Source organism: Pseudomonas sp. HMWF006, assembly GCF_003061205.1.
Classification (GTDB): Bacteria; Pseudomonadota; Gammaproteobacteria; order Pseudomonadales; family Pseudomonadaceae; genus Aquipseudomonas; species Aquipseudomonas monsensis.
The window spans coordinates 1-1,319 of record NZ_QAIU01000652.1 but is presented as its reverse complement, the minus strand read 5'-3'; the positions used below and the strand labels follow the sequence as shown (position 1 = coordinate 1,319).

1 protein-coding gene is annotated in these 1,319 nt (G+C 63.5%); it reads right to left on the bottom strand.

Going from position 1 to position 1,319, the window contains the following annotated elements; translation table 11 throughout:
* Positions 1–1,319 (bottom strand): type VI secretion system Vgr family protein (locus DBR24_RS30145; protein WP_146189154.1); only part of this gene is annotated, 1,319 nt, incomplete at both ends.

Here is a 1,319-nt window from a genome sequence, read left to right as displayed (position 1 = left end):
GGTTCCGGGAACACCCCGGCGAGACTTTTCGCCCCGGTGTAGGCGAAGTTCGCCGCGTGCGCGGTGTACGGGCCGCTGGTGGCGTGGGTGATGCCGCCGGCGTTGTAGGTCGTGGCGCTGCCGCCGCCCTGAATCACCAGTTCGGTTTTCGCGGTAATGGTGATGCGGTCGGCGTTGGCGGTGATGTTGAGTTTGGCCAGCAGGTTGATGCTGTCCTTCAGCGCTCGCACGTCGATGTCGCCGGAGGCTGCGACCAGTCGCCAGCCCATGCTCTGCACAAACAGGCGCATGCCACGACTGGCACTGGCCAGCAAGCGTTTGCCGATCGACAGGCTGGTGTGGCCGGTGCTGCTCAGCGCCAGGTGTTCGCCGGTGGCGATGTGGCTGGAGCGCGGCGTGGTCAGGGCGATGCCGGCCGGGCTGGCGAGCACCAGATGCGGCTCGGTGAATTCCGGGAACTCATTGGCGGTCATGTTCGCCGGACCACTGCCGAGCACGCCTTGATGCTGGGCGTGCAACGCTTTGGCGACGTCGTCCTGATCACCGGCCTCTTGGGCTTGAAGCTCTTTGGCCTGAACAGCGAAACCATCCTGCTGATCGCTGGCCGTCGCGAGGCGTTCGGCGGTTTCCGGCAGATCCTTGTGGTGCTTGGATTCGTTCGGGCGCGGCTCGGTGGTGATGAGCAGACCGGCACCGGCACGCACCGCACCGTGGCGGTCAGTTCTTAACTCAAAACCTTCACCGCGCGGCTGACCGCCGCTCGGACGTGGATGGGTCAGGTAGCCAAGGTTGATCGCACTCGCACCATGATCACTGCGCAGCGCGATGCTGATCTCGCTGGTGGTGTCGTCGATGCGTAGCTCGTTGGCGCGGCTGCCCTTGTATTCCTTGCTCTTGACCGTGGCCAGGGTTTTGAAATCCGGCAGTTTGTACGGCGGCAGGTTCGCGCCGTGGTACAGGCAACCGGTGATCAGCGGCTGATCGGGATCGCCTTCGAGGAAGGTGATCAACACCTCCATGCCGACCCGTGGAATATTGATCGAGCCAAAGGTTTCCGCTGCCCAGCTCGACGCAACGCGCATCCAGCAACTGGTCATGTCGTCGTGCTTGCCTTCGCGGTCCCAGAAGAACTGCACCTTCACCCGGCCATACTGGTCGCAGTAGATCTCTTCGCCTTCAGGGCCGCAGACTACGGCGCTCTGGGTGCCCAGGACTTTCGGTTTCGGGTGATCGAGCGGCGGACGGTATGGCACGTCCCACGGAATCGCGCTAAAGCGGTTGCGGTAGCCCTGGTGGAAATCGTCTTTGTTGTCGGTGGT